A 23,501-nucleotide genomic window follows, 5' to 3' on the forward strand; every position below is an offset into this window, starting at 1 on the left:
TTTTTCAGGGGAGGAACACCGACCATGGGTCGAGCGACCCGTCGTGCTGCCGCCTGCGCGGCTGCCGGACTGCTGGCTGCCGGACTGCAGACCTCGACCGCCTTCGCGGCGGTCCAGAACCGTATCGACCTCACCGTGCTCGTGGTGGACGACGGCGGCCCCGCCACCGCCGCGATCACCGCCGAACTGGCCAGTGAGGGAACTCCGTACACCGTGGTGAAGCTGTCGGACCCGAACCGGCCGACGATCACCCCCGCCTTCCTCAGCGACACCCTGAACGGCGCCCCCCGGGCCAAGTTCCAGGGCGTCGTGCTGCCCAACGAGAACCCCTTCGGCACCGGCTCCGCCGAGATGACCGCGCTCGCCGCCTACGAGGCGACGTTCGGGATCCGGCAGATCGACGCGTACACCTACGCCAGTCCCGGCGTCGGCCTGAACTGGGCGCAGAACCCCGGCTACATCGGCTCGCTGGACGGCACCCGGGGCGCGGTCACCACCGCCGGCCTGGCCGGGCCGTTCGACTACCTCAACGGCAGCGTCCCGTTCGAGCAGCCCGAACCGGGTGTCAGCACCAGCTACGGCTACCTGGCCACCCCGCTGACCACGCTGCCGGCCGGCGCCTCCTTCACGCCGCTGGTGGACGCCCCGATCCCGGGCAGCGGCTCGCGCGGTTCGCTGGTCGGCGAGTACGACCACGACAGCCGCAAGGAGTTGGTGGTCACCTTCGTCTACAACCAGTACCAGCAGCAGTACCGCCTGCTCGCCCGCGGCTTCGTGGACTGGCTGACCCAGGGCATCCACCTCGGCTACGACCGCAACTACTTCGCGGTCCACGTGGACGACCTGTTCCTCTCCGACGACCGCTGGGACACCACGCTCAAGTGCACCCCCGGTGACGTCACCTGCCCGCCGGGCAGCGGCAACACCGACAACAACCCGATCCGGATGACGCCGGCCGACGTCAACACGCTGGCGCAGTGGGAGAAGGCCAACGGCTTCACCCTCGACTTCGCCTTCAACGGCGGCGGCAGCGGCGACTGGGAGTCCGACAACAACACCACCACCGACCCGCTGCTGACCGCCTTCAAGGCCGACGCCGGCTCGTTCCGGTTCATCAACCACACCTGGGACCACCCGTTCCTCGGCTGCGTGCAGAACGTCACCGTGGTGCCGTGGCAGTGCACGACGGACGCCGGTGGCAACACCGCGTGGGTCGACCAGGCCACCATCCAGAGCGAGATCCAGCAGAACCTCACCTGGGCCGGGCAGCAGGGCCTGCCGATCGACCCGACCGAGCTGATCACCGGTGAGCACTCGGGCCTGCTGACGCTGCCCCAGCAGCCGGTCGACAACCCGAACCTGGCGCCCGCGCTGACCGCCGAGGGGATCAAGTGGACCGGCTCGGACGCCTCCCGGGAGCCGAACCAGCGCGCGGTGGGCAGCAGCACGCTGACCGTCCCGCGCTACCCGATGAACGTCTTCTACAACGCGGGTCACACCAACGAGGAGGTGGACGAGTACAACTGGATCTACACCAGCAAGGCCCAGGGCGGCAGCGGGATCTGCGAGAGCTCGGCCAACTCCACCTGCCTGCCCGCGCCGCTGAACACTAGCACCGGCTACGCCTCGTACATCGTGCCGACGCAGACCAGGATCGACCTCGGCTACGTGCTGGACAACGATCCGCGGCCGAACTTCATCCACCAGTCCAACTTCGCCGAGGACCAGATCGCCTACCCGGTGCTCGACTCGATCCTCGGCACCTACAAGAACCTGTACGCGGCCAACACCCCGATCGTGAACCTGCGGGAGAGCCAGATCGGCACCGAGCTGCAGCAGCGCTCCGCCTGGAACGCGGCGGTCGCGGCCGGTCAGGTGACCGGCTACCGGATCGGCGGCACGGTCACCGTGCAGGCGCCGTCGGGCGTACGGGTCGAGGCCACCATGCCGACCGGCACCATCCAGCAGTTCCTGCTGGGCGGCTCGCAGTTCGGCACCGGCTACGCCGGTGAGCTGTCCGGCTGGGTGGCTCCCGGTCCGTTCCAGGGCACGGTGAACCTGCGGCTCGCGTCGGCGGCCACGCCGAGCGCGGCCAAGGCCTCGTCGAGCACGGTCAACGCGGCCGCGGGCGCCGCGAAGAAGGTCGTCAAGGCACCGAGGACCACCGTCCCGGCCGGCGCCGCCAAGCCGGTCGCCGTCGGCCCCGGTGACACCCAGCGGACCAGGGCCGGCTCGCTGGTGCCGACCGGCGACCAGAAGTAGCGCCGGCCAGAGGCAACTCGGGCACCAGCCGCACGACAGCACAGCACCGCCAGCACCAACGAGCACCAGGACGCGACCGGTCCGGGCCGCGCGGCGACCCCGCGCGGCCCGGAGCTGCCGCAGCGCGCCCGATCGCCAGCGGGCGCAACCGATTTGGGGGGAAGGGAAGCAAGATGCGTGTCACCTTGCTCACCGAGGGGACGTACCCGCACGCGCACGGCGGCGTCAGCGTCTGGTGCGACCAGCTCGTCCAGGGCATGCCCGACGTCGAGTTCGACGTCATCGCGGTGACCGGCACCGGCAACGAGGAACTCGCCTGGCAACTGCCCGGCTGGGTCCGCAAGGTCACCACCGCCCCGCTCTGGGGCCCGGCCGCACCCGGCAAGCCGCCGCGCGGCCGCGAGCTGCGCCGTTTCCTGGACGCTTACGAGCGCTTCCTGCACTCCGTCCTGGACCCGGTCTACGCCACGCACTTCGGCACCGAGCTGTACGGCTTCGCCGACTTCGCCCGGCGCGGCCTGCTCGGTCCGGCACTGCGCGGCGAAGCGGCGCTGCGCACCCTCCAGGAGGTCTGGACCCGCCCCTACCTGCCCACCGCCGCCGCCGAACCCACCCTGCACGACGCGCTGCACGCCACCGACCTGCTGGAGCACGCGCTGCGCCCGCTGGTCGTCGAGGCGCCCAGCGACGGAGTGACCCACGCGGTCAGCGGAGGCCTGGCCGCACTGCCCGGGCTGATCGCGGCCCAGCAGCACAACGTGCCGTTCCTGCTCACCGAGCACGGCATCTACCTGAGGGAACGTTACCTCGGCTACCGGACCGGACCGTACCGCTGGCCGGTCAAGGCGCTGCTGCTCGGCTTCTACCGGATGCTCGCCGAGGAGAGCTACGCGCGGGCGGCGCTGGTCACCCCCGGCAACCGGTACAACCGGCGCTGGGAGGAGCGCGGGGGCACGCCCTCGGCCAACATCCGCACCGTCTACAACGGGGTGGACCCCGAGCTCTTCCCGGCCGCCGGGCCCGAGCCCGAGCTGCCGACCATGAGTTGGGCGGGCCGGGTCGACCCGATCAAGGACCTGGAGACGCTGATCCGGGCTTTCGCGATCGTCAAGGCCGAGTTGCCCGACGCCAGGCTGCGCCTGTTCGGCGGCACCGCGCGGGGCGCCGAGGGCTACCGGGACGGCTGCATCGCGCTCGCCGCCGAGCTGGGGCTGGCCGACTCGGTGGCCTTCGAGGGCCGGGTCGAGGACATCAAGGACGCGTACGCGGCCGGCAGCATCGTGATGCTCAGCAGCATCAGCGAGGGCTTCCCGTTCACCCTGATCGAGGCGATGAGTTCCGGGCGGGCGACCGTGTCGACCGATGTCGGCGGGGTGCGCGAGGCGGTGGGCGACACCGGTCTGGTGGTGCCGCCGCGCGAGCCGGAGCCGATGGCGCGGGCCGCCCTGGAGCTGCTGCGCGACCCCGAGCGCCGGGCCGTGATGGGCGCGGGCGCCCGGATCCGGGTGGTCGAACAGTTCACCCTGCGCCAGACGATCGACGCCTTCCGCGGCATCTACGCCGAATTGCTCGGACAGCGGCCGGAGTCGACCAGACTGCTCGCCGCCGAGGGCGCCGCATGAGCGGGCCGCTCAGGCTCGTCCCGGACGAGGGCACGCCGGGGTGGGCCGAGGAGACGATGCGGCTGCGCACCCTGCCGCGCCGCCGCCAGCGGCCGGTGCCGGCCGCCGCCCACCCCGAGCTCTCGCCCGACCCGCTGGACGAACTCGCCGACCGGCTCGCCGAGTTGTGCGCGGACGCGGTCCACCCCTACGAGATCGCGGCGTTCCTGGAGTCGGACGGCCTGACCGACGAGCAGGCCGCGCTGGTCTACGGGCGGGCGGACGCCTTCACGCTGGCCGAGGACCTGTTCGCCAAGGTCGCCCGCCGCTACCCGGGGCCGGCCCCGGCCGACGCCGATCCCTGGCGGGCCGACCCGTGGCGCTGCCTGCTGCGCGGGCTGGTCTTCGCGCTGCCCGGGCTCGCCTACCTGCTCGGCGCCGACCTGTTCAGCGCCCACCGGCAGCGCTTCGGCCTGCCCTCGGGGATGGCCGCGCTGGCCGCCGCGACCCTGCTCAGCTGGGCCTTCAACCAGGCGCTCGCGCACCGCGCGTACGGCTGGCTGAGCCTGGCCGACCGCCGCTCGGCGGCCCGCACGCTGGCGCTGGGCGCACCGCTCGGCGCGCTGCTGGCCGCGGGCACCGGCTGGCTCCTGGGCGGTCCGCTGGCCGCGCTGCTCTTCATCATCGGGCAGTCGCTCTACCTGGGTGCGGCCACCGCGCTGCTGGTGCTCGGCCAGGAGAAGCTGCTGCTCGCGGCGCTGGCGCCGTCCGCCACCGGTGCCGCGCTGGTGCTGGCGGTGCGGCTGCCCGCCTGGGCCAAGGCGGCGATCCTGCTGGCCACCCTGGTCGCCGCGGTGGGCCTCGCGGCCTGGCAGCTGGGCCGTCGCCTCAGCGGCGGCGGAGCCCGGGCCAGCGGGCCGAGTTGGTCCGCGACCACCGCGTCCGGGCTCTTCGGCCTGGCCGTCGGCACCCTGACCATGATCGCCGGGCTCGGTCCGGCCCTGCACCACGCGGTGCGCCCCACCGCGCCCGCCGTACCCGGCGCGGGCGCCACCGGGCCCGCCCTGGTCGCGCTCACGCTGAGTCTGGGCCTGGCCGAATGGCTGCTCTACCGCTACCGGAGCCTGGCCACCCGGGCGCTGCGCAGCAGCACCAGCTCGGCCGACTTCCGCCGCCGCACCGCCCTGGCGCTGGCCGGCTGCCTGCTCGGCTACCTGCTCGCGGTCACCGCACTGGACTACGCGGCCACCGCCGTGTGGGCACGGGCCCCGTTGATCGGTCCGACCCGGCTGACCGCGCTGCTGCTGCTCGCCGCCACCTTGTGGACGGCGCTGCTGCTGCAGGCCCTGTCGGTCGCCTGGCGAACCTCGGGCCTCTGTCTCGCGGCGGCCGGGTTCGAGATCACCGCCGCCCTGACCGGCGGCGACCCGAGCAGCGTCCAGTTGTACGGCTGCGGAGCAGCCGCCGCACTGCTGGTACCGCTGGCCGTGGTCGTCCTCGGGCGCACCACCCGGCACCGCTGAAAGACCGGCGTACAACTTTCACCATTGCTGAACAACCGCTGAACAAGCGCTGGGAAATCTCCAGTATGGCGCCGCGACGCACTCCGGACCTCCACACTGATGGTCTGTCACCACACCACACAGCGAAGGCAGTTCACTGACATGAGCACTGTCGCAGTCACCGGAGCCGAAGGTTTCATCGGCTCCCACCTGACCGAGCATCTGGTCGCCCACGGGCACCGGGTACGAGCCATGGTCCAGTACAACTCCTTCTCCTCGTTCGGCTGGCTGGAGACGCTGGACGCGCACACGCTCGACTCGGTGGAGATCGTGCTCGGCGACGTCCGCGACCCCGGTTCGGTGAACGGCCTGGTCAAGGGCGCGGAGGCGGTGTACCACCTGGCGGCGCTGATCGCCATCCCGTACTCCTACCAGGCACCGCACTCCTACATCGACACCAATGTCAGCGGCACCCTCAACGTGCTGGAGGCGGTGCGCCACCAGGACATCCCGCGGCTGGTGCACACCTCCACCAGCGAGACCTACGGCACCGCGCAGACCGTCCCGATCACCGAGGACCACCCGATCAACACCCAGTCCCCGTACTCGGCCTCCAAGGCGGGCGGGGACCGGCTGGCGGACTCCTACCACGCCAGCTTCGACACCCAGGTGGTCACCCTGCGGCCGTTCAACACCTTCGGCCCGCGCCAGTCGATGCGCGCGGTGATCCCGACCGTGATCGCGCAGATCGCCGCCGGGGCCCGCGAGATCACCCTGGGCGACCTGCGACCCACCCGGGACTTCATGTTCGTCAAGGACACCGCCGCGGCCTTCCACACGGTGGGCACCGCGCCGGCCGCGACCGTGGTCGGCCGCACCTTCAACGCCGGTACCGGCGGCGAGATCTCGGTCGGCGACCTGGTCACCCTGGTCGGCAAGCTGATGGAGGTCGAGCTGACGGTGAAGGAGGACAGCCAGCGGCTGCGCCCGGCCGGCTCCGAGGTGATGCGGCTGGTCTGCGACGCCGGCCGGCTGCGCGCGGCCACCGGCTGGGCGCCCGCGTACTCGCTGGAGGCGGGCCTGGAGAAGACCATCGCCTTCTTCCGCGACCCGGCCAACCTGGCCCGCTACAAGACCGACCTGTACAACGTCTGAGCCCGTCCACGTCAACTTCGTCTGAGCACGTCCACCTCATCGTGGGGGAGACCACCATGCACGCAGTGATCCTGGCCGGGGGCAAAGGCGTTCGGCTCCGGCCCTACACCACCGCCCTGCCCAAGCCGCTGGTTCCGATCGGCGACCAGCACGCGATCCTGGAGATCGTGATGCGCCAGCTGTCCGCCGCCGGCTTCAAGACCGTCACGCTCGCCATCGGGCACCTCGGCCACATCATCCGCGCCTACGTCGGCAACGGTTCGCAGTGGGGGCTGCGGGTCGGCTACGCCGTCGAGGACACGCCACTGGGCACCATGGGCCCGCTGCTGACCATGCTCGACCGGCTGCCCGAGAACTTCCTGGTGATGAACGGCGACATCCTCACCGACCTGGATTTCGCCGGGGTGCTGAAGCACCACGAGGGTTCCGGGGCGCCGCTGACCATCGCGACCTATGCCCGCGAGGTCAAGATCGACTTCGGGGTGCTGACCGCCGTGGCGGGCAGCATCACCGCCTTCCGCGAGAAGCCGAGCATGGACTACCGCGTCTCGATGGGCGTCTACGGCGTCTCGAGGGCGGCCCTGGCCGGCTACACCCCCGGACTTCCGCTCGGGTTCGACGAGTTGGTCCTGGACCTGCTGGGCGCCGACACCCCGCCGGCCGCCTACGAGTTCGACGGCTACTGGCTGGACATCGGCCGTCCCGACGACTACGACCGGGCCAACGCCGAGTTCGCCGGCCGCCGTTCGATGCTGCTGCGGGACGACCGCACCGAGCGCGCGCTGAACGAGCTCAGCCGGACCGGCGCCCAGGTCGAGGAGGCCGTCGAGCTGGAACTGGACGAACCCACCCCGGTCGGCGCGGCAGACGGGCGGGCCGCGTGAGGATCCTGCTGCTCGGCGCGGACGGCTTCCTGGGCCGGCACGTCGCCACCGCCCTGCGGGAACTGCCGGGAGCCGAACTGGCGACCGCTGGTCGGCGCGCGGCCCACGACCTGCAGGTCGATCTGACGAACTGTCAGGTCGAGTCGCTGGCCGTCGGCCTGGGGCGGCTGGCACCGGAGCTGGTGGTCAACTGCGCCGGAGCGGTGGCCGGCAGCGCCCGGCACCAGAGCGAGGTCAACGCCCGGGGCCCGGCCGTACTCGTCGAGGCGCTCGAACTCGCCTGCCCCAAGGCACGGTTGATCCACCTCGGGTCGGCCGGCGAGTACGGCCCGGCCGATCCCGGCAGCTCGCTGAGCGAACGGGACCTGCCGCGCCCGACCGGCATCTACGGGGCGACCAAGCTGGCCGGGACCCTGGCGGTGGCCGAGTCCGCACTGGACGCGGTCTCGCTGCGGGTCTTCAACCCGGTCGGCCCCGGCGCCTCGGCCGCCTCACTGCCGGGGCGGCTGGCCGCCGAACTGGCCGCCCGCCCCGGCGGGGTGGTGACGGTCGGCGACCTGTCCGCCTACCGCGACTTCGTGGACGCCCGCGACGTCGGCGCGGCGGTGGTCGCCGCCGCGCTGGCCGCCGCACCGCTGCCGCGGATCCTCAACGTCGCCGGGGGGCGCGCCCAGCCCGTCCGGGCGATCGCCGAGGGACTGGCGGCGGCGGCCGGTTTCACCGGCCGGATCGAGGAGACCGGGACCGGCTCGGACCGCTCGGCCGACGTCTCCTGGCACCAGGGGGACATCTCGGCGGCCGAGCTCTCGCTCGGCTGGCGGCCCCGGATCGCGCTGGACCAGAGCCTGCGCGACCTCTGGACCAGCGTGAGCAGCGCGGCGAGCGGCCCACCGAACACCGCGTCGAGTGCCGGCCCACAGGCGGCCGGCACCCGATGACCAGCACCTCCCCGATCCGCCTGCTGGTGCCGCTGTACGTCCACCCCGCGGTGGACCCGGCGGCCTGGCAGGCGGTCGCGGCCGCCGGCCCCGAGCGGGTGCGGGCGGTCGTGCTCAACATCGCCGACGGCCCCGGCGCGGAGCCGGAACCGGTCTTCGTGCAGGCCGCGGCCGAACTGGCCAAGGCCGGCATCCCGTTGCTCGGCTACGTGGACACCGGCTACGGCCGGCGCCCGCACGCCTGCGTGATCGCCGAGCTGCTGAACCACCGTCAGTGGTACGGCACCACCGGGGTCTACTTCGACCAGGTCGCGGCCCACCCGGCGGCCCTCGCGCACTACCGCCGGCTGGCCACCGCGGCCCGCGCGGCCGGCTGCGACCTGGTCGTGCTCGGCCACGGTCTGCATCCTGAACCGTCGTACGCGGAGCCGGAGTTCGGTGATCTGCTGGTCACCTTCGAGGGCAGCTGGACCGAGTACGGCGCCTTGGTGCTGCCACTCTGGACGGCTCATCATCCGGCCGAGCGGTTCTGCCACCTGGTCTACCAGGTCCCGGCCGAGCGGGCCGAGGCGGCGGCCGCGCTGATCACCTCCCGCCGGGCCGGCTTCGGCTGCGCGGTACCCGGGGGCGGCGACAACCCCTGGGCCACCTCGCCGCACGGGCTGGGCACAACTGACGTACCGTCGGACACCGTGGGAAACCCTGCCCCGCCACCACCGGATCCGAGGCATCTGGAGTGTCCGCAGTGAGCCGTCGTACCGCTGCCCTGCTGGCCGCCCTGAGCCTGACCACCGCGCTGCTGGCGAGCGCCTGCTCCAGCGACGGGGGCGGCGACGACTCGGACTCGCCCGAGCCGATCCCGACCGGCAGCGCGGCGAACTCGGCGACCGGACAGCCGAGTTCCGCGCCGCCGAGCCGGCCTGCGAGCCCATCCGCGTCCGGGTCGGGGGCGGCGTCCGGGTCGCCGAGCGGTGCGGCCCCGGCCTACTGGCACCCCGCGCCGGGCACCGCCTGGCAGTGGCAACTCAGCGGCACCGTCGACCAGTCCGTCGACGTCCCGGTCTACGACATCGACGGCTTCGAGAACGACGCCTCGGTGGTCGCCGCGCTGCATGCCAAGGGCCGCAAGGTGATCTGCTACCTCAACGTCGGCGCCTGGGAGAGCTTCCGCCCCGACGCCTCGGCCTTCCCGGGCTCGGCGCTCGGCTCGGCCGACGGTTGGAAGGGCGAGAAGTGGTTCGACATCCGGCAGCTCAACGTGCTGGAGCCGCTGCTGGCCAAGCGCTTCGACATGTGCAAGGAGAAGGGCTTCGACGCGGTCGAGCCCGACCTGCTGGAGGCCTACTCCAACAACTCCGGCTTCCCGGTCACCGCCGACGACCAACTCGCCTTCAACAAGATGATCGCCGGATTGGCCCACCAGCGCGGCCTCGGCGTGGCCCTGAAGAACGACGTGAACCAGGTCCCGCAGCTGGTCGACTACTTCGACTTCTCGGTCGACGAGCAGTGCGCCGAGTTCCAGGAGTGCAACGGGTTGACGCCCTTCATCAAGGAGGGCAAGGCGGTGCTGCACGTCGAGTACAACGTGCCGAACAGCCAGTACTGCGCGCAGTCCAAGCAGCTCCAGCTCAGCTCGATGGAGAAGCACCTGAACCTGGACGCCTGGCGCGAGCCGTGCTGATCACGACCCGCGCCCGGGTCGGCCTGTCCTGACCAGCGGTCAGCTCGCGGCGAGCCAGACCACCGCGACCACCACGACGACCGCGACGATCGCCACGACCGCGATCAGGCCGCCGCGGCCGCCGCCGTTGCTGCGGTGAACGGAGACGTTGCTCGGGGCCTGGGCCGCCGGCGTCTCCACAAAGGCCCGGAACATCTGGGTGCTGCCGGCGGGGTCTTCATAGTTGTTCTCAGCCATGGCATGGGACTCTAACCAATCCGGGCCTGCCCGGGACAGCCCGGGGTGAGCGGCTGATCCAAAAGAGCGAGAGATGGCCCGACCGCTCACCCCTCGCCCCGGAATGGCCATCGGACGGCGCTGGTTGTTCACACCATGACCACCACCGACGTCGCCCGCGTCCCCCTCGGCCCCTCCCAACTCTCCGTCCACCCGTTCGCGCTCGGCGGCAACGTCTTCGGCTGGACCGCCGACGAGGCCCAGTCGTTCGCGGTCCTGGACGCCTACGCCGCCGCCGGTGGCAACTTCGTCGACACCGCCGACAGCTACTCCGCCTGGGTCCCGGGCCACCAGGGCGGCGAGTCGGAGACCGTCCTGGGCAACTGGCTGCGCTCGCGCGGCAACCGCGACCGGATCGTGGTGGCCACCAAGATCAGCCGGCACCCGCAGGCCATGGGCCTGCGCGCAGCGAACATCCGCACCGCCACCGAGGCCTCGCTGCGCCGGCTCGGCATCGAGACGATCGATCTGCTCTACACCCACTTCGACGACCCCGAGGTCCCGGTGGCCGAGATCATCGGCGCGCTGGACGAGCTGGTGAAGGAGGGCAAGGTCCGCGAGATCGCCGCCTCCAACATCAGCGCCGAACGGCTGACCGAGTCGCTCGACTTCTCCGACCGCGAGGGCCTGGCCAAGTACGTCGCCCTGCAGCCGCACTACAACCTGGTCTCGCGCGCCACCTACGAGGGCGAGCTGGCCGCCGTGGTGGCCGAGCACGGGCTGGCCGCCGTCCCCTACTACGCGCTCGCCGCCGGCTTCCTCACCGGCAAGTACCGGGTGGACGGCCCGCAGGTGGACAGCCGCCGCGCGGAAGGCGCGCTCCGCCACCTGGCCGACCCGCGCGGCCCGCGGGTGCTCGCCGCGCTGGACACCGTCGCCGCCGCCCAACAGGTCGAACCCGCCGCCGTGGCGCTCGCCTGGCTGATCGCCCAGCCCACGGTCACCGCCCCCATCGCCAGCGCCCGCACCGTCGAGCAACTCGCCCCGCTGCTGGCCGCCACCACGCTGCGGCTCACCGGCGAGGAGCTGGCACTGCTGGACGCCGCCTCGGCGTGACGGCGGAGCGCGTCGATCCCTGTCCACAGCCTGTGGACAGGGATCGACGCGGGGCCTGCGAGGAGCTGACAGGGGCTAGGGCCGCCCCAGCTGAGTCGGGAAGTAGCCGGCGTTGAGCGTCGAGATGCGGACGCCGCGACCCGGGCGCGGGGCCTCGACGTACTGGTCGTCGCCCAGGTAGATGGCCACGTGGTGGATGCCGGAGGCGCGGCCGCTGTCCGACCAGAAGAGCAGGTCGCCGCGGCGCAGCTGGTCCGCGCTGATCGGCGTGGTGGCCGCGTACTGGTCGTCCGCCACCCGGGGCAGGTCGATCCCAGCCCGGCGGTACGCCTGCTGCACCAGGCCCGAGCAGTCGTAGCCGCTGGGCCCGTTGCCGCCCCAGACGTAGGGCTTGCCGAGCTGCGCGAGCGCGAAGGCGATGGCCGGCTCGGTGCTGCTGCTGGTGGGGGCGGCGGGGGACGGGGCGCCGATGCGGCTGAGGTAGACGTCGTAGTGGCTGGTGTACCGCCACTCGCCCGCCGCGTTCTTGAACCAGTAGCGCGAGCCGTCCCAGCCCTGCTGGATGCCGTTCTCGCTGGTGGTGCTGGTGCTGCTGGTGGTGGCAGTGGTCCGGCTCAGATAGACGTCGTAGTGGCTGGTGTAGCGCCACTCCCCCGACTCGTTCTTGAACCAGTAGCGCGAACCGTCCCAGCCCGGGCCGCTCGGGGCCGACTCGGCGGCGGCGGTCCCGGCATCGAGGCCCAGGCCCAGCACGCCGGCCCCCGCGAGGACGGTGGTGGCCAGGCAGGCGCCCCGGACCGTGCGGTTGAGCCGCGGTATTCGGCCGGGCCGAGTAGCCGGCCAGGCCCGCGAACCGGCCCGGGCCACACAGTGCGGGCACCTGCACGCCTGCGGCACCGGTGACTCGCCGTGCCACTCCTCGAATCCGATCAGGGCGGGGTCGGTGGCTATCTTCATGTGCGGTTCCCTTCCTACTTCTTCGCGGCGCGCCCAACGGAATGCCCGGCGGCAGGTGCCGGGACGGTGCCCGGCAGCGCGCTCGGCACCCCGGCGGGTGCGACGAAGGCGACCAGCAGCTGCTCCATCAGTGCGCTGCGGGCGGCCTGGTCCAGCTCGTGGGTGGTGGCCCGCTCCAGCCGGCGCACCGCGAGCGCGGCGGCCTCCACCGCGTCGTCCACCAGCACCGTGCGCAGCCCCGCGTCCAGGTCGGCCAGCCGGCGGCGGCGCATCGACTCGGCCACCTCCGGCGCGTACTCCAGCGCCAGCGGCTGCACGGAGAACACCTCCAGCCCGGCCGGAGCCGCCTCGGCCGCCAACGCGCGGGTCAACTCGTCGGCGAACCACTGCCCGTCGCGCAGCGCGGGGCCCGGGGCCGCGTTGCTGTCGCAGGGCAGGGTGCTCGCGGTGCGGGTCAGCACGGCGTGGATCTGCTCGCGCAGGTACTCCTCGTGGTCGCCCACCGAGAAGACCGCGCGGGCGCTGTCCTTGATCCGCCAGACCACCAGCAACCGGACCACGATCGGCGTCCCGGACCGGTCGGTGACCTGGACCGGGTCGCTGCGCCAGTGCCGCAGCCGGACGTCCACCCGGCGCCGGCGCACCAGCGGGTTCACCCAGAGCAGCCCCGCCCGACGCACCGTCCCCCGGTAGCGCCCCCAGCGGCTGAGCACCCGGGTCTCACCGCCCGCGTTGGCCAGCAGCCCTGCCAGCACGACCAGGCCGACCAGCGCGCCCACGGTCGCCGCCGCCAGTGCCCACCCGGTCACCACCGGCCCACCCGCCAGCCGGGCAGCGCTGCCGCGCAGGTCGGGCAGTGGGTCGGCGAGCTGCGGGATCAGCCCGACCCGGGCCAGCACCAGGCCGACCGAGCCGAACGAGAGCAGCAGCGCGAGCAGGGCCACCCATCCGGGGAGCGCGAACGCCGCCCGCTCACGCAGTTCCGGGTCCACCTTCGGGGGGCGGCGGGCGGCGACCTCGGCACGGGTGTCCACACGTTGTGGATGAGCAGCCGGGGCCAGGAGCGCGACGGGATCGGGACCGGGACCGGTGCCGATCGACCCCTTCGGGAGCGGGGTCGCGCCGGCGAGGGAGCGGCGGGCGAGATCGCGGGGGAAATCGCGGGGGACGTCCATGCGGGATCCTCAGAGTCGGTTTGTTACGCGCAGTCAGGTTAAGGACATAAGTCAGCAAATGCGACATTTGGCTGATGGTGTGTCGGTTCACCGAGGTGGCGTCGGGCCCGACCCGACTCAGCGGCGTCGAGCACCCGGACCACGGGCGAGGAGCCGCCTGGTGATCAAGGTCAGCCCCGTGAGGATCAGCAGCACCCCACAACTCGCCGCCCGCCAGCCTCCGAGCGTGCTCCGGTGCAGCGGGAAGCTGTCCGCCACCGGCGGCGGCCCGAGCAGAAGGACGGAGGGGGAAGCCGGCGGGGCCACCAGCGCTGGGGAAGGTGAGGTGGAGGTGGAGGTGGACGGGGAGGGTGTCGGTGCGGCGCTGGGCACGCTGCTGCTCGAGATCGCGCCGGCACCAGCACCCGGGCTGCGGCTCACGCTCGGGCTGCTGCTGACGCTCGGGCGGAGGGTCGCGCTCGGCCTTGGGGTGGCGCTCGCGCCGGCACTCGGGCGGGCGCTCGCACTGGCACCCGGGCTCAGACCCATGCCGACACTCGGACTCGGGCTGCCGCTCGGGCTGGGGCGTGCGCTCGAACTCGGACTCGAAGTCGGAGTCTGGCTCGGAGTCGGAGTCGGGGTCGGGCTCGGAGTCGGGCTCGGAGTCGGGCTCGGGCTCGGGCTCGGAGTCGGGCTCGGGCTCGGGCTTGGAGTCGGGCTCGGCGTCGACGTCGGCGGCACACTCGCACTGGCGCCCCCCGCCACCACGCGCACCCGCACCGGGTCGCCCGCCGTGGTGTTGCCGGCCCGGTCGGTCGCCGTCGGGGTCAGCAGCTGCTCCCCCGCCGCCAGGTCCCGCATCGCGTTGCACCGCCAGCTGCCGTCCACCGCCGCGACCGCCGCGCACAGCGCCCCGTCCCCGCCGGCCACCACCGTCACCGTGGTTCCAGGCTCGCCCTTGCCCGCCAGGCGCGGGCGCAGCACGCGCAGTTCCTCACCGGGCCCGGGCACCGTGAGCACCGGCTTCGCGGGCGGCACGGTGTCCACCACCAGCGTGGTGGGGCGCCCGACCGCGTGGTTGCCCGCCTCGTCCACGGCGGTCGCGGTCAGCACGTGCGGCCCCTCGGCCAGTTCCTCGACCGGCAGGCAGGACCAGGACCGGTCCGCCTTCACCGCCGTCCGGCACAGCTCGTTGCCGCTGCCACTGCCGCCCCCGTCCGTCACCGAGACCGTGCTCCCGGGTCCGCCCGTGCCGGTGAGCAGCAGCCCGGGGTCGTTGGTGTACTCGGGCAGCGTGAGGACCGGCACGACCGGCGGCGTCGTGCTGACCGTGATCCGGACCGGTTCCCCGGCCTGCGCCACGCCCCCGCTGGTGGTCTCGGCCGGCCGTACCGTGTGCTCGCCCTGGGTGAGCGCCGCCTCGGGCCGGCAGCTCCAGCTGCCGTCCCGCGCCACCGTGGCCTGACAGAGGGTCACCGTGCCTTCCTGAACCGCCACGATCGCGCCCGGCACGCCGTTGTCGCCGGCGAACTGCGGCCGCGCTTCGCCGATCTCGGTGCCCGACACGGGGCTGGTGAACTCCGGTTCGGCCGCGCCGACGCCGAGCCGGATCGCCTGGTCCTCCACCTCACCGGCGTCCGCGAAACCATCGGCCGCGACCACCTGGGCGGGGTCGCGGGCGATCCGCAGCCGCGCCCAGGTGTCGCCGGCGGCGACGCTCGGCGGCACGATCCACTCCAACGTCGCGCTGCTCGCCCCGGGCGGGACATCGACCTGGGCCCGCTCGGTCGGCTCGAAGCGGCCGTCGCGGTCGAAATCGATCCAGCCCGCCAGCGTCGCAGCGCTCTGGCCCGGGTTGATCGGCACGGTGACGTCGTAGTAGCCGCCGATCGCGGCGGTCGCCGGGAACACCAGGGTCGGGTCGTTGGCGGTGTGCTCGACCCGGCCCGGCTGGAGTTCCGGCGGCGCGGGCTGCGGCCCGCTGCCCCGGTGGCCGAGTCCGGCGGTCGGCACCGCGCTGCCCGCGTCGCTGCCGAGGAAGAGGTCGGAGATCACGTGCGAGGCGTTCCCGTACCCGAGCGGCGCGCTGCCCAGCGTCTCGTCCAGCGTGACGGTGAACGCCTGCCGCAGCGCCGGGGGTGCGGTGGTGGTGCCGGGCGCCGCGGTGTCCCGCCGCTCGACCCGGAAGGTCGCGGTGTCGAAGGTGCCGTCGAGTTCGAGGCTGCCGGCCGGGTCCGCGGTCGCGTCGCCCGAGCCGTCGGTGCTGCTCGGGGTGAGCGTGCCGCCGTCCGCCGTCCAGCCCCGCCAGGGCGAGCGGGTGGTGAGCGCCGGACCGCCCGGGCTGCCGCCGGTGACGCTCAGTCGGACGGCCGAGCTGACCCGGCCGCCGGGGCCGTCCGCCGCTCCGGCCAGGCCGCTGACGTGCAGCCGGGGGTTGCGGACCGGGCGGGAGAAGCTGAGCCGCAGGGTGCCCAGGGTGCGCCAGCTGCCGTCCACCTGCGGGCGGTCCTCGCCGAGCTGGAAGGTCTCGGCGGGCGCCCCGGGGCGGACCCCGTCGACGTAGCCGGCCGCACCGGTGGCGTCCAGCGTGCCGGGCGCGGGTCGGGCGGTGATCCCGGGGACGGCGGCGAAGTCGAGGTCGACGTCGAGCCCGGAGCGCAGCACCGCTCGCTGATTGTCCGACCACGCGTCCGGCGACTGCTGCGCCTGCGAGACGGATGGAAGCCAGCCGACCGTGAGCCCGACGGCCAGCGCCGCCGCGACCACGACCGTTCGACGGGTGGTTCCCGCGGGCATGAGACCCTCCTGTGCACACGATGTGACAAGAAGGAATCACGATCTAACGGTCCGTCACGCACGCCACCCGATCGAACAGCCTGCGAATCACCCGGACGGGCCCGCCGGGCCGGAGCCGGAAACGCCGAAGGCCCCTCGACTGAGGGGCCTTCGACAGGTGGTGCGCTCAGCAGGATTCGAACCTGCAACCTCTTGATCCGTAGTCAAGTGCTCTATCCGTTGAGCTATGAGCGCTCGGACGGCCCCGAAAAGGCGACCGCGAGCGGTGGGTTGGTGCGCTCAGCAGGATTCGAACCTGCAACCTCTTGATCCGTAGTCAAGTGCTCTATCCGTTGAGCTATGAGCGCTCGCCCTGGTGACTTGGCCTCCGGGGCGGTGCGGGGACAACATTACATGACCGTCGACCTGGGGTGAAATCGATAAGTTCCGGGCAGGTCGACCGGTGCCACCGATGGCGAGAGCCCCGCCGACCGAGGTCGGCGGGGCTCTCATCGGGCGGAGGCTGAGGGATTTGAACCCTCGATGGGCTTTAAGACCCAAACCGCATTAGCAGTGCGGCGCCATAGACCGGACTAGGCGAAGCCTCCATCCACTCGGCCCATCACCGTCTCCGGTGCGGACCGCGTGCATGCGATGATGCCACAGCTCGGGGCTCCGGCACCAACCACCGCTTACGTTACTAGGCGGGTCGTCCTCTCGGCAAAAACAATGGGATACTCCAACCCCCGGAGGCAGCCCGGTCCGCGAGCGCGAACCGCAAGTCGTAAGTCGTGAGGAGACCTGTCGACGTGAGCAGCAGGCCGATCCGAGGCGCTGCTCGCCTCGCCGCGATACTCGACGCACTGCCCGACGCACTGCTGTTGGTCAACAGCAACGGCACGGTGGTGGACGCCAACCAGGCCGCCGTCCGCAGCATGCAGACCCCCGGCACCTCGCTGGTGGGGATGGGCGTGCTCGACCTGCTGCCCGAGTTCGACCCGAGCCGGATTCCCGGCTCGATGCGTCCCGCGCCCCGTGACCGTGACGAGGTCGACAAGCCGGTCCGGATGACCGCACGGCGCACCGACGGCAGCACCTTCCCGGTCGAGGTCTCCGGCAACGACTTCGCCGACGAGCACGGCAGCGAGGGCCGCGGCTACGCGTTCTCCTCTCACACCTCCTATGACTCCTACCGGGACGGCGGCGCACGCGGCTCGAACGCGGGCGACCTGCTGCTGCTCCTGGTCCGCGACCTCACCAGCCGGCTCGGCGTCGAGGCGGAGCTGCGCCGCCAGCACAAGCAGACCGAGATGATCCTGCGGGCGGCGGCCGAGGGCGTGCTCGGCGTCGACCTGGAAGGCCGGGTCGTCCTGGTCAATCCGGCGGCCGCGCACATCCTGGACTTCCGGGCCAGCGAGCTGGGCGGGCGCGAGCTGCACCCGCTGGTCCAGCACTCCCGCGCGGACGGCACGCCGCTGGCCGCCGAGGAGTCCGCGCTGCTCGACACCCTCACCTCGGGCCGCAAGCACCGGGTGCGCGGGGCCACGCTGTGGCGCAAGGACGGCAGAGCGGTCACCGTCGACCTGACGACGGCTCCGGTGCGCGACGGCGACCAGCTGGTCGGCGCGGTGATGACCTTCACCGACCGGACCAGGGAGCTGGCCCTGACCGCCCGCGCCGAGCACCTGACCGCCGTGCTGGAGACCGAGGTCAGCGGCGCCCTGGAGGCGCTGCGGCAGCGGATCGACACGCTGGCCGGCGACCCGGCCGGACAGTTGTGGCCGGAGGCCAACTGGACGCTGCGCGCGCTCGCCGACGACTGCCGGCGGTTCGGCCTGCTGATCGACGGCGTACTGGCGCACCAGCGCCACGAGCACGAACCGGCCGCCGGCGCGGAGGGACGCGAGGGCGGCGACGCGCTCGACCGCACGCAGACCTCGCTGGACAAGCTGGTCGCGCGGGCGGTGGAGTTCGCCGGGCAGCTGGTCGGCCCGGGCCGGCTGCGCTTCTCGGTGCACGCCGCCCCCGTCGAGGTGAACGCCGACCACGAGAAGCTCGCCCAGGCACTCGCCCACCTGGTGGCCGATGTGAGCGGCGCCGAGCTGACCGGCGGCCCCGGCACCGGCGGCGGCCAGCCGCCGACGGTGGTGCTGGCGGCGGCGCAGCGCGGCGAGGTGGCCCGGATCGAGGTGCGCGGCCCCGGGCGGGGCGGCAGCCGGGTGCACGTGCCGATCGCGCGCGGCCTGGTGGAGCGCCACGGCGGCGTGCTCCAGCCGCACGAGCTGCCCAATCACGCGGGCACCACCTATGTGGTGGAGCTGCCGCTGGACCCGGCGACGGCCAAGGCCGCGGCCGCCCGGGCGGCGGCGAACGGCGGGCGGCTGGTGCCCCGGGAGACCGACACGGCGGTGCTGCCCGATCTGCCGGGCCTGGCGGGCGGACCCACCGCGCCGGCCGAGAGCCCGGCGACGAACGGGGCGAACGGGGCGGACAGGTCGGACGGCGAGACCGGCTCGACCGAGGGCGCCCCGGCAGCGGTCGGTGGCGCGGCCGGCAGCCGTGCCGAGCGTGGACCGCTCGCCCTTGGCCCCGGTCCCAGCGGCCCGGACGGTCCCAGCGGCCCGGACGGTTCCAGCGGCCCGAGCGAATCGGCGGGGCGCGGTCCGATCGCGCTCGGCCCCGGCCCGAACCCCACCGAACAGCAGCCGACCCAGTCGGCCCGGCGGCGGCGGGCGCTGCCCGCACAGCCGACCGAGCCCGAGCCGCCGGCCGCGGCGCTCGCGCTGCCCGGGGTGCCGGGGCCCGGCACCCCGCTCTACCCGGGTCTCGAGCACGCGCTGCCGCCCGTGCCGAGCGAGCCGGCGATCGTCGAGGCCGCCGCGGCTCCCGAACAGCAGCAGCCCACCGGGCGGCGCCGCCGGCTCGGCATCCCTGGCGCGGCACAGCCTGCCTTGGAGCAGGCCCAGCCCGCACTGGAAGCGGCCCGGCCCGCGCCCGACGCGCCGTCCGCCGGCCCGTCCAGCGCGCTCGCGCTGCCCGAGCCGGCGCCGTCGCTGCCCGCCGTGCCGCCGCAGAGCACCCCGCCGCTGCCGCAGCAGGTGCCGGTGGGCAGCGGGCTGGGCGAGCTGGCGCCGCCGCGCCCGGCCGGGTTCGCCAGCGCCTTCCCGGCCGCGTTCCCGACGCCGGCCATCGCCGTCCCGAGCCCCCCGCACGTGCCCGGCCCCGGCGAGCCGCGCACGCCGCCGCGCCCGATCGCCGAGCTGGCCCCGGCCGCGACCGGCACGCCGTCAGGCCCCGGCGACAGCGACAGCGGGCTGCCCCGGCTCTCCGGCGAGGACGATCCGGTCGCCGCCACCGCCGACGCCACGCCACGGGTGCCCGAGTACCCGGACTACCCGACGATGGTCAACCCGGCCGCCGACGGCCGCCCGCGCCGGCTGCTGGTCTGGCCGGAGCCGGACCCGTCGACCAAGCAGGCGCTCCAGGACCGCGGCTACCGCCCGGTGATAGTCCGCTCCCGCGAGGAGGTGGACGCCCAGGTCGCCGCGTACCCGGCGGCCCTCTTCGTCGACCCGCTGACCGGCCCGATCACCCGTACCGCGCTGCAGTCGCTGCGCACCGCCGCGCTCAACAGCCGGGTGCCGGTGCTGGTCACCGCCGGTCTCGGCCAGGCCACCAGGGACGCCGCGTACGGGGCCGACCCGGCCGTGCTGCTGCGGGCGCTGGCGCCCAGGGACAGTGAGAACCACGCCGCCCGGGTGCTGCTGGTGGAGAGCGACCCGGACATCGCCGCCGCACTGACCAGCAGCCTGGAGCGGCGCGGCATGCACGTCGAGCACGCCGTCTCGGAGAACGACGCCGTCTCCAAGGCGAGCAGCGTGCAGCCCAACCTGGTGGTGATGGACCTGCTGCAGATCCGCCGCCGCCGGATGGGCCTGCTCGACTGGCTGCGCGCCAACGACCGCCTGCACCGCACCCCGCTGGTCGTCTACACCTCGGTCGACCTCGACCCCGCCGAGCTGCCGCGGCTGCGCACCGGCGAGACCGTGCTCTTCCTGGCCGAGCGTTCCACCAGCGCCGACGTGCAGGCGCGGATCGTGGACCTGCTGGGACGGATCGGCTCGCTCGGCGAGGTGACTGCGGCCGGCTGACAGGTCGGCTGACGGGTCGGCGCCGGGCCCCGTCGCGGGGTCCGGCGCCGACGCGGCGTCACTCCTTGCCGAGCACCGTGACGTCCAGCTCCTTCGCGGCGTAGGAGGCGCGGATCACCTTCTTGTCGAACTTGCCGACCGAGGTCTTCGGCACCGCGGGCACCAGCGCCCAGCGCTCGGGCAGCTGCCAGGAGGCGATCCGCCCGGCCAGGAAGGTCCGCAGGCCGCGCAGGTCGACGGTGGCGCCGGGGCGCAGCACCACGGTGGCCAGCGGCCGCTCGCCCCACTTCTCGTCGGGAACGGCGACCACCGCGGCCTCGGCGATCTCCGGGTGAGCCATCAGGTGGTTCTCCAGCTCGACCGAGGAGATCCACTCGCCGCCGGACTTGATCACGTCCTTGGCCCGGTCGGTGAGGGTGAGGAAGCCGTCGGGGGTGATGGTGCCCACGTCGCCGGTGCGCAGCCAGCCGTCCTCGGTGAACTTGTCCTCGGGGCGCTCGGGTTCGCGGTCCGGGCCGCCGTAGTAGGCGCCGGCGATCCACGGGCCGCGCACCTCCAGCTCACCGGCCGAGACGCCGTCGTGCGGCACCCGCTCGCCGCCCGGGCCGGTCAGCCGGGCCTGGACCGAGGCCGGGAAGACGCCCTGGGTGATCCGGTAGGCCCACTCCTCGTCCTCGGTCAGGCCGGCCGGGGGCAGGCCGAAGGTGCCCAGCGGGGAGGTCTCGGTCATGCCCCAGGCGTGCACCACCCGGATACCGTGGCGCTCCTCGAAGCCGCGCATCAGCGCGGGCGGGCAGGCCGAGCCGCCGATCACCACCTGGCGCAACGAGGAGGTGTCGTAGGACTGCTGACGGTCCGTCGGGTGATCGAGCTCGTCCAGCAATCCGTTCCAGATGGTCGGCACGGCCGCGCTGACGGTGGGTCGGATCCGCTCGATCATGGTGGCCAGCGGCTGCGGCTGCAGGAAGCGGTCGGGCATCAGCAGGCTCGCGCCGGACATGAAGGCGGCGTGCGGGATGCCCCAGGCGCCGACGTGGAACATCGGGACCACGGGCAGCGCGATGTCCTGCTGGGTGAGGGCGAAGGTGGCGGCCGAGTTGACCTGCAGGCAGTGCAGGTAGAGCGAACGGTGGCTGTAGACCACGCCCTTGGGGTCGCCCGTGGTGCCGGAGGTGTAGCAGATCATCGCCGGGCGGCGCTCGTCCAGCTCCTCCTGCCACGGGTAGTCGGTGGGGCGGCCGGCCAGCAGTTCCTCGTAGTCGTGCACGGTGCCGGCGAAGCCGGCCAGCAGCGAGCGGTCGCCCGGGCCGCTGACCACGATGTGCTTGAGGGTCGGCGCCAACCGCGGCAGCACGGCGGCCAGCAGCGGGAGCACGCTGCCGTTGACGATGATCGCGTGGTCGGCCGCGTGGTCGATGATGAATGCCAACTGCGCAGCCGGCAGGCGCAGGTTGAGGGTGTGCAGCACCGAACCCATGGCCGGCACCGCGAGGTAGGCCTCCAGGTGGTCGGCGTTGTTCCACATCAAGGTCCCGATGACGGTGTCGGGCGTGGCGTCCAACTCGTCGCGCAGGGCGTAGGCGAGTTGCGCGGCGCGGGCGCCGACCTCGGCGAAGCTGCGCACCTCGGGGCCGTTCTCGGTCCAGGTGGTCACGGTGGAGCGCCCGTGGATGGTCGCGCCGTGCCCCAGGATGCGGGCGACGGTGAGCGGTACGTCCTGCATGGTGCTGAACACGCGGGTCCTCCTTGACCGGGCTGCCTGCCTTCGGCCACCGCGCCGGCTACCGGCAGGTAGCAGGGGTGGCCCGCTGCCGATTCTGGCCCTGGCGGAAGCGGATGTCAGTAGCTCCGGGGCGAATGAGACGATCGGCTCAAAAGCCGCTGGTCGCGGGGTGGCTCGGGGCCGGATCCGGCCCGGACTCGGCGGCACCGCGCAGGTCGGCGGGTGCCAGTCGATCATGCGGCCGGCAGGCTCAGCGCAGGTCGGTCAGGTCGGTCAGCTCCGCCCGCTCCGCCTCCGGGAGCCAGTCCCGCTCCGGGCGGTACTCCAGCCAGCGGTTGCGGCGCCCGACCTCGGCGAAGCCGCGCAGCAGGGCGGCGACGGCCGGGTGGGCGGCGTGGCGCGGCCAGCTGAGCGACCAGGCGTAGAGCGGGGTCGGGTCGACCAGCGGCACGGCGCGCAGCCCCGCCGGGGTCGTCCCCTCGGGCAGCGGGACGTCGGCCGGGAGCAGGGCGAAAGCGTCCGGGTGCTCCCGCAGCTGGGCCAGGAAGTGCTCGGCGCCGAGGTTGGCCTCCGGCACCAGCGCCGCGCCCAGCTCGAAGCGCTCGGCGAACCGCTGCAGGAAGTCCAACCGCTCCAGCGCGGCCGGCAGCAGCAGCCGCCCGCCGCGCAGTTCGGCCGGCCGCAGCGCGTCGGCTCCGGCCAGCGGGTGGCCGGGCCCGAGGATCACGTCCACCGGTTCGAGCCGGACCAGGCGGTGCGCCAGCTCCTGGTCCCGCCGGTCCCCCAGCGCGTGGTAGCGGCCGAACCCGGCGTCCACCTCCCCGCGCAGCAACGCACCGGCCACCGAGGGCAGGTCGCGTCCGTGCCCGATCTCGACGGCCGACGGCGTTTGCGCGTCGAGCACCTGACGCACCGTCCGCAGCGGTGCGAACAGGTGCCCCCAGACGTCCAGCCGCAGCGGCCGGACCGTCCCGCGCACGGCCGTCACAGCCGCCTCCCCGGCCGACAGCAGTGCGCGGGCCGGCTCCAGGAAGCGCTCGCCCGCCGCCGTCAGCTCCACCCCGCGTCCGCCCCGCCCGTCCCGCTCCAGCAGCCGCTCCCCCAGCGCCTCCTCCAGTCGCGCGATCCGCTTGGAGAGCGCCTGCTGAGTGATCGACAGCTCCTCGGCGGCGTGCCGGAAGTGGCGGTGCTCGGTGGTCGCGACGAAGGCGCGCACCTGGGCGAGGTCGAGGTCCATGCCCCTCATCTTGACCGACAACCGTCGGTTGTCGGGGCCTCGGGCGGGTTGTTGGCCCGGCCCCGGGCGGCGGCGGTTGGCTGTGAGCACGGCAGCACGGCAGCACGGCAGCACGGAGCTTCGGAGCAGTCGGAGAACTCGAGAACTCG

General features: G+C 73.4%; 15 protein-coding genes, 3 tRNA genes and 1 pseudogene. 10 read left to right on the plus strand and 9 right to left on the minus strand.

The genetic code is table 11. From position 1 onward, the window contains the following. Positions 1-24 precede the first annotated feature (24 nt). From ABH937_RS17105 to ABH937_RS17140, 8 genes and pseudogenes are all read left to right on the plus strand, one after another. Entirely contained in the window at positions 25-2,262 is a 2,238-nt protein-coding gene (locus ABH937_RS17105; protein WP_370218680.1) for a hypothetical protein, read from the plus strand. 173 nt (positions 2,263-2,435) lie between these two features. Next, positions 2,436-3,884 (plus strand): GT4 family glycosyltransferase PelF, encoded by a 1,449-nt coding sequence (pelF, locus tag ABH937_RS17110; protein ID WP_280691056.1) that lies wholly within the window; start codon positions 2,436-2,438, stop codon positions 3,882-3,884. Next, a complete protein-coding gene (locus ABH937_RS17115) occupies positions 3,881-5,386 on the plus strand; it encodes a hypothetical protein (protein ID WP_370218681.1) in 1,506 nt (501 codons plus the stop codon). Before pelF ends, ABH937_RS17115 begins: the two co-directional genes overlap by 4 nt. Before the next feature lie 141 nt (positions 5,387-5,527). Then, a complete protein-coding gene (locus ABH937_RS17120) occupies positions 5,528-6,520 on the plus strand; it encodes an SDR family NAD(P)-dependent oxidoreductase (RefSeq protein ID WP_280691058.1) in 993 nt (330 codons plus the stop codon). A gap of 56 nt (positions 6,521-6,576) precedes the next feature. Further along, positions 6,577-7,281 (plus strand): annotated as a pseudogene (locus tag ABH937_RS17125) (NDP-sugar synthase); the annotation flags it as partial. Between the two features lie 119 nt (positions 7,282-7,400). Continuing rightward, entirely contained in the window at positions 7,401-8,342 is a 942-nt protein-coding gene (locus ABH937_RS17130) for an NAD-dependent epimerase/dehydratase family protein (protein ID WP_370218682.1), read from the plus strand. Next, a complete protein-coding gene (locus ABH937_RS17135) occupies positions 8,339-9,091 on the plus strand; it encodes a spherulation-specific family 4 protein (RefSeq protein ID WP_370218684.1) in 753 nt (250 codons plus the stop codon). The genes ABH937_RS17130 and ABH937_RS17135 overlap by 4 nt, the downstream gene beginning before the upstream one ends. Continuing rightward, the gene (locus tag ABH937_RS17140) at positions 9,088-10,023 is read left to right on the plus strand and encodes an endo alpha-1,4 polygalactosaminidase (protein WP_370145947.1); all 936 of its coding nucleotides are present in this window, start codon (positions 9,088-9,090) and stop codon (positions 10,021-10,023) included. Before ABH937_RS17135 ends, ABH937_RS17140 begins: the two co-directional genes overlap by 4 nt. A gap of 39 nt (positions 10,024-10,062) precedes the next feature. Here ABH937_RS17140 and ABH937_RS17145 read toward each other — a convergent pair whose 3' ends face one another. Continuing rightward, positions 10,063-10,260 carry a hypothetical protein gene (locus tag ABH937_RS17145; protein WP_280691062.1) on the minus strand — a complete coding sequence of 66 codons (198 nt, stop codon included), beginning with the start codon at positions 10,258-10,260 and terminating at the stop codon, positions 10,063-10,065. Between the two features lie 135 nt (positions 10,261-10,395). Between ABH937_RS17145 and ABH937_RS17150 the strand changes: the two genes are divergently transcribed. Next, positions 10,396-11,355 (plus strand): aldo/keto reductase, encoded by a 960-nt coding sequence (locus tag ABH937_RS17150; protein WP_370218685.1) that lies wholly within the window; start codon positions 10,396-10,398, stop codon positions 11,353-11,355. 75 nt (positions 11,356-11,430) lie between these two features. Here the strand turns inward: ABH937_RS17150 and ABH937_RS17155 are convergent, their stop codons facing one another. The 6 genes from ABH937_RS17155 to ABH937_RS17180 all read right to left on the minus strand — a co-directional run bounded on the left by ABH937_RS17155 (position 11,431) and on the right by ABH937_RS17180 (position 16,849). After that, a complete protein-coding gene (locus ABH937_RS17155) occupies positions 11,431-12,312 on the minus strand; it encodes a C40 family peptidase (protein WP_370218686.1) in 882 nt (293 codons plus the stop codon). A 14-nt stretch (positions 12,313-12,326) separates the two neighbouring features. Beyond that, on the minus strand, positions 12,327-13,487 hold the full coding sequence (locus ABH937_RS17160) for an SPFH domain-containing protein (RefSeq protein ID WP_280691065.1): 1,161 nt from the start codon (positions 13,485-13,487) through the stop codon (positions 12,327-12,329). Between the two features lie 117 nt (positions 13,488-13,604). Then, entirely contained in the window at positions 13,605-16,262 is a 2,658-nt protein-coding gene (locus tag ABH937_RS17165; protein ID WP_370218687.1) for an Ig-like domain-containing protein, read from the minus strand. Between the two features lie 158 nt (positions 16,263-16,420). Next, positions 16,421-16,496, minus strand: a tRNA-Arg gene (locus ABH937_RS17170). Positions 16,497-16,533: 37 nt separating this feature from the next. Beyond that, a tRNA-Arg gene (locus ABH937_RS17175) sits at positions 16,534-16,609 on the minus strand. Between the two features lie 149 nt (positions 16,610-16,758). After that, positions 16,759-16,849: transfer RNA gene (locus ABH937_RS17180), tRNA-Ser, on the minus strand. 201 nt (positions 16,850-17,050) lie between these two features. On the opposite strand from ABH937_RS17180, the gene ABH937_RS17185 reads away from it, so the two are divergent. After that, a complete protein-coding gene (locus tag ABH937_RS17185) occupies positions 17,051-20,392 on the plus strand; it encodes a PAS domain-containing protein (protein WP_280691067.1) in 3,342 nt (1,113 codons plus the stop codon). A gap of 58 nt (positions 20,393-20,450) precedes the next feature. Here the strand turns inward: ABH937_RS17185 and ABH937_RS17190 are convergent, their stop codons facing one another. After that, the gene (locus ABH937_RS17190; protein ID WP_280691068.1) at positions 20,451-22,127 is read right to left on the minus strand and encodes a long-chain fatty acid--CoA ligase; all 1,677 of its coding nucleotides are present in this window, start codon (positions 22,125-22,127) and stop codon (positions 20,451-20,453) included. A 238-nt stretch (positions 22,128-22,365) separates the two neighbouring features. Next, a complete protein-coding gene (locus ABH937_RS17195; RefSeq protein ID WP_280691069.1) occupies positions 22,366-23,352 on the minus strand; it encodes a LysR family transcriptional regulator in 987 nt (328 codons plus the stop codon). Between the last annotated feature and the right edge of the window lie 149 nt (positions 23,353-23,501).

Origin of the sequence: Kitasatospora sp. GAS1066B, from assembly GCF_041262605.1 — a bacterium.
Taxonomy (GTDB): domain Bacteria; phylum Actinomycetota; class Actinomycetes; order Streptomycetales; family Streptomycetaceae; genus Kitasatospora.